This is a genomic window from Mesorhizobium sp. M7A.F.Ca.US.006.04.2.1 (assembly GCF_004022915.1).
In the GTDB taxonomy this organism is placed as follows: domain Bacteria; phylum Pseudomonadota; class Alphaproteobacteria; order Rhizobiales; family Rhizobiaceae; genus Mesorhizobium; species Mesorhizobium ciceri.
The window spans coordinates 1-4,811 of record NZ_RZQA01000508.1; the positions used below are offsets into that span (position 1 = coordinate 1).

The following is a 4,811-nucleotide window of genomic DNA, read 5'->3' on the forward strand; positions in this document are numbered from 1 at the left end:
TTCCTATGGCGTCAGTTCGCGCAAGATCGTCAAGACGCTGCAGGCCGCCGTCGACAATCTTGGCTTGCCGCATCCCTTGCATGTCCATTGCAACAATCTGGGCAGCCCCGGATCGGCGGATACGGCGGCTGCGACGATTGCAGCGGCGGATGGACTGCCGCTGCATCTCGCCCACCTCCAGTTCTATGGCTATGGCACGGAAGGAAAACGCGGGTTTTCCTCTGCCGCCGCACGGCTTGCCGAACTGGTCAACGCGACGCCGGAAGTCACCATCGATATCGGCCAGGTGATGTTCGGCCAGACGGTCACGGTCTCCTCCGACGTCATGCGGCAATTTTCGGCGCGCGGCAGCGCGCATCCGAAAAAGACCGTCATTCATGACGGTGACGGCAATGGCGGCGGCATCGTGCCCTACAGCTATGGCAAGGACTTCTACGGCACGATGCAGTGGGCGATCGGGCTCGAGCTTTTTCTCCTGATCGACGATCCCTGGCGTGTGTTCTTCACCACCGATCATCCCAACGGTGCACCTTTTACCGCCTATCCGGCGCTGTTCGAACTGCTGATGAGCCGGGAAGCGCGCACCGAAATGGCCGCCGGACTTTCCCTATCCGCCCTGGCGCTCTCTACCCTGGCCGCAATCGACCGCGAATACACGTTCGAGGAAATCGCCATCATGACGCGCGCGGCGCCAGCCAAGCTGCTCGGCTTGACGGATCGAGGCCATCTCGGCGCCGGCGCAACAGCCGACGTCGCTGTCTATCGCAGGGACCGCAGTATCGCGAAAATGCTCGGACAGGCGGCGTATGTTTTCAAGGATGGCGATCTCGTCGTGCAAGACGGGGAAATCATCCATTACCGCTGGGGCAAGGCATTGAGGCTCAAGCCGCCTGTCGACAAGGCAATGGTGCGACGGCTCGAGGACTATCACCAGCAGCGCTACGGCCTGTCGCTGGACTGGTTTAATTTCCCGGATTCCGCGATTGCGCGCGAACAGCCATTCGGCGAGGTGCCATGCCGAACATGAGCATCAATGGCGTAACGATCGACGATACCTTCGCGGAAGCCTTCGGCATGCGCGCAACCGCCATCGTCATCACCGCGCCGAGCCGGAAATGGGCTCGCCAGGCGGCGATCACAATGACCGGCTTCGCCACCTCGGTGATCGGTTGCGGCTGCGAAGCGGCAATCGATCTCGACCTGCCGCCATCGGCCACACCGGATGGCCGGCCGGGCTGCCGCGTCATGATTTTCGCGATGGGAACGGACGAATTGCAGAAACAACTGCTCAATCGTGTCGGCCAGTGCGTTTTGACCTCGCCGGGTTCCGCCTGCTTTGCCGGGCTGCAGGGCAGCGCCGAGCTCAAGCTCGGTTCGGCACTGCGTTATTTCGGCGACGGCTGGCAGATCTCCAAGAAGATCGGCGACAGGCATTTCTGGCGTATTCCCGTCATGGATGGCGAGTTCCTGTGCGAAGCAACGACCGGACTGACGAAGGAAGCTGTCGGTGGCGGCAATTTCTTTGTCATGGCGCAAAGCAGCGCCAGCGCTTTGGCCGCTGCCGAGGCCGCGGTCGCTGCGATCGGCATGGTGCCTGGCGCCATCGTGCCGTTTCCGGGCGGCATTGCCCGTTCGGGTTCCAAGATTGGTGGCAAATACAAAGGCATGATCGCCTCGGCCAACGAAGCCTACGCGCCGACACTGCGCGGCGTCGTCGCGAGTGAACTCGGTCCCGACATCAACGCTGTCCTGGAAATCGTCATCGATGGTGAGACCAATGATGCAGTTGCCGCCGCGATGAAGGCCGGCATCAAGGCTGTCATAGAGCTCGGCCCGAAAAGAGGCGCGGTTCGGATCAGCGCCGGCAATTACGGCGGCAAGCTCGGAAAATTCATCTACTCGCTGAAGGATATGCTGCCATGAAGGCGCTGACCTTCACCCTGGTTGCCGAGCCGCCGGAGCGCCTTGACCTGTCGCCGCTGACGCCGGAGCGGCTGGCCGGGATCGACAGGCGCGACGTTGAAAGAATCCAGATCGGCATGACGAAGCACGGCTCGAAGGTGGGCGACATTTTTCGCGTCGCCGGCAGCGATCCGACAAACATCGTGTTCGAGGGCGGAAGCACGCGCCTCGACCTTGTGGCGCAAGGCATGCGGGGTGGGTCGGTTCGCCTCGTTGGCAATGCCGGCGCCCAGGCCGGGCGCGCCATGCGCGGTGGCAAGCTCACGATCGAAGGCAATGCGGGTCCACACGCCGGCTCCGGCATGCGCGGCGGCAGGCTTGAGATAACGGGCAATGCCGGCGACCACCTCGGTGCGCCGCTCGTCGGGGAACTGGCCGGCATGAACGGCGGTGTTTTGATTGTCAGGGGCAAAGCGGGCGCCTTCGCCGCGGACCGCATGCGGCGCGGCCTGATCGCGGTGCTGAAAGGCTCCGGCGACCATGCAGGCAGCCGTATGATCGCCGGCACCCTGGTGGTGGCCGGTGGCACCGGTGAGATGCCCGGCTATCTGATGCGTCGCGGTTCGATCCTTCTCGATCGCGCGCCGGCACGCATGTCGCCGAGCTTCGTCGAATGCGGCGCACCCGAAAGCGTCTTCGCCGCCATCATCGATCGTTATCTGATTGCCGAGGGCATTTTGAAACGGCCGCTTCTGGGGAGCGCACCGCGCAAATATGGCGGGGATAACGCAGTGCTTGGAATGGGCGAGGTTCTTTTTCCGCGCTGAGATCCGTCGACACAGGAACCATACGATGGCAGGACGCAAGTGCTTGCCGCTGGGGTAGTGGTGGGGCCGACCGTCATTCGACCTGCAACGTGGAGAACACATGAAAATCATCTCTCAAGCGAAAGCCCATGGCGGCGTGCAGGGCGTCTATTCCCATTTGTCGACGAGTTGCCGTTGCGACATGACTTTTGCCGTTTTCATACCTCCGCAGGCGCGGGAGGCGCCTTGTCCCGTTGTGTGGTATCTCTCAGGCCTGACGTGTACCCACGCCAATGTAATGGACAAGGGCGAGTACAGGCGCATGGCGGCCGAGCTCGGCCTGATCGTCGTTTGTCCCGACACCAGCCCGCGCGGGGCCGACATTCCGGATGAAAAAGACAACTGGCAGTTCGGCTCCGGCGCCGGCTTCTATCTCGATGCGACGCAAGAGCCTTATGCGAAGAACTATCGTATGTATTCCTATGTCGCCGAGGAGTTGCCGGCCCTCATCGCGGCTGAATTTCCAGCCGATATGGCACGCCAGGCAATCTTTGGCCATTCGATGGGCGGGCATGGCGCGCTGACGATTGCCTTGAAGAATCCGCAGCGGTTCAAGAGCTGCTCGGCGTTCGCCCCGATCGCCCAGCCAAGCACCGCCGGCTGGTCGAAACCGGCCTTTGAAAAGTATCTCGGCAAGGATGAGGCCTCATGGCGAACTTGCGACGCGACGTCGCTCATCGACGACGGATACCGTTTCCCCGAATTTTTGGTGGATCAGGGAACGTCGGATGGATTTCTTGACGACGGGCTGAGGCCTTGGCTGCTTGAGGCGGCCTGCGCCACAGCAGGTATTCCGCTAAAGCTGCGGATGCAGGATGGATACGATCACTCGTATCTTTTCATCTCCAGCTTCATGGACGATCATCTGAGATGGCATGCTGAGAGGCTTTGATCTGGGCAGGCCGAAGGCATGGCCAGATGCAAACAAGTTATTGCGACGCCTTACACCGAGAGCGCCGCGCTTGCCGCCGTCAAACGCTACACATCCCTGGATCGCGAAAATACTGAAAGCACTGGCCAGCCCCGATGAGGTTCCCGACCCACCCTGCGGCTGCTGGGGCGAAATGCCTGATGGCATCCAGTATTTCGAAGTGCCCTTGGGCGAGGGTCGGAAGCTGCTGTTCGTCCGCATCGGCCAGGACGAGCCGCTGTTTGACAAGCAGACGCTAAGGGTGTTGCCGGCGAGTTAGACGCCCGGACCAGAGCCTGATCCGGATCGAGTGGAGGCCTGCCTCTATGCCTCTACGTATTCCGCGAGGCTGACACCCTTGGGCACATCCAGCCCATCGGCTCGCAAACCTTCGATGTGAAAGCGTATTGCATCGCGAATCTCGGTTTCCACTTCAGGCACAGTGGCACCTGTCGCGATGCAGCCGGGTAGGTCCGGCACATAGGCAGAAAAATTATTTCCTGCTTTTTCAATCACCACCGCGTAACGCATGTCATCACTCCTTCAAACCTGACTGCTTGAGGATGCTGTTCAGTGTTCCTGGCGCAACCTCTTCAGACGGCTTGCCAGCCACGGTGACGCGGCCGGCTTTGACTTCATGCTTATATTGGCGATGGCTGCCCTTGGTTGCAACCAGATACCAGCCATCGGCCTCCAGCAGGCGAATGATCTCGCGAACTGTAAGCCGAGGTGGCACTAGATCTCAGCTGCACCCGCTCGTCGAGCCACACGTATCGCACTTCTCACAGGTCCCGTTCCGCACCATCGTGAAATTCTGGCACTCGGAGCAGGAATTGCCGGTGTAGCCCTGGAGCAGCGATTTGGCGCGGCGGTCGTTGGCGAGTTTTTTTGCTTCGGCCGCCTCGACGGCCGCCGCGTCGGTGAACAATCCCGCCGTGGCATCGGAGGCAGCACCCGCCGCTTCCTCGAAGGCGATGTCCTCGGCCAGTTCCTTCGCCCGCTCCTCATAGTCGCGCTTGTAGGCGACCGCTTCGTCGCTGGCGGGTTTCAGCGCCAGCACGTTGGAGCCGGAGAAGGCGGTCGCCTACAAGCGCGACTATGAGGAGCGGGCGAAGGAACTGGCCGAGGACATC

General features: G+C 61.5%; 7 protein-coding genes and 1 pseudogene. 5 read left to right on the plus strand and 3 right to left on the minus strand.

Annotation, left to right across the window (positions count from 1 at the left end):
* From EN925_RS23835 to EN925_RS23855, 5 genes are all read left to right on the plus strand, one after another.
* The coding region (locus tag EN925_RS23835) for a formylmethanofuran dehydrogenase subunit A (protein WP_128336981.1) at positions 1–1,027 on the plus strand (1,027 nt) is incomplete at its 5' end.
* Positions 1,015–1,923, plus strand: a complete 909-nt coding sequence (gene fhcD / locus EN925_RS23840; protein WP_127368227.1) for a formylmethanofuran--tetrahydromethanopterin N-formyltransferase — start codon at positions 1,015–1,017, stop codon at positions 1,921–1,923. The genes EN925_RS23835 and fhcD, both read left to right, overlap by 13 nt.
* Positions 1,920–2,729 carry a formylmethanofuran dehydrogenase subunit C gene (locus EN925_RS23845; RefSeq protein WP_027162602.1) on the plus strand — a complete coding sequence of 270 codons (810 nt, stop codon included), beginning with the start codon at positions 1,920–1,922 and terminating at the stop codon, positions 2,727–2,729. The genes fhcD and EN925_RS23845 overlap by 4 nt, the downstream gene beginning before the upstream one ends.
* Positions 2,730–2,829: 100 nt before the next feature.
* Complete coding sequence (fghA, locus tag EN925_RS23850) at positions 2,830–3,660, plus strand: S-formylglutathione hydrolase (RefSeq protein WP_127368226.1); 831 nt, start codon at positions 2,830–2,832, stop codon at positions 3,658–3,660.
* 70 nt (positions 3,661–3,730) lie between these two features.
* A complete protein-coding gene (locus EN925_RS23855) occupies positions 3,731–3,958 on the plus strand; it encodes a hypothetical protein (protein WP_244506949.1) in 228 nt (75 codons plus the stop codon).
* A 44-nt stretch (positions 3,959–4,002) separates the two neighbouring features.
* Here EN925_RS23855 and EN925_RS23860 read toward each other — a convergent pair whose 3' ends face one another.
* The 3 genes and pseudogenes from EN925_RS23860 to EN925_RS23870 form a co-directional block, all read right to left on the minus strand.
* The gene (locus EN925_RS23860) at positions 4,003–4,209 is read right to left on the minus strand and encodes a type II toxin-antitoxin system HicB family antitoxin (protein WP_024504399.1); all 207 of its coding nucleotides are present in this window, start codon (positions 4,207–4,209) and stop codon (positions 4,003–4,005) included.
* A gap of 4 nt (positions 4,210–4,213) precedes the next feature.
* Entirely contained in the window at positions 4,214–4,414 is a 201-nt protein-coding gene (locus tag EN925_RS23865) for a type II toxin-antitoxin system HicA family toxin (protein ID WP_013532021.1), read from the minus strand.
* Between the two features lie 6 nt (positions 4,415–4,420).
* A pseudogene (locus EN925_RS23870) lies at positions 4,421–4,759 on the minus strand (hypothetical protein); the annotation flags it as partial.
* Positions 4,760–4,811: the final 52 nt, after the last annotated feature.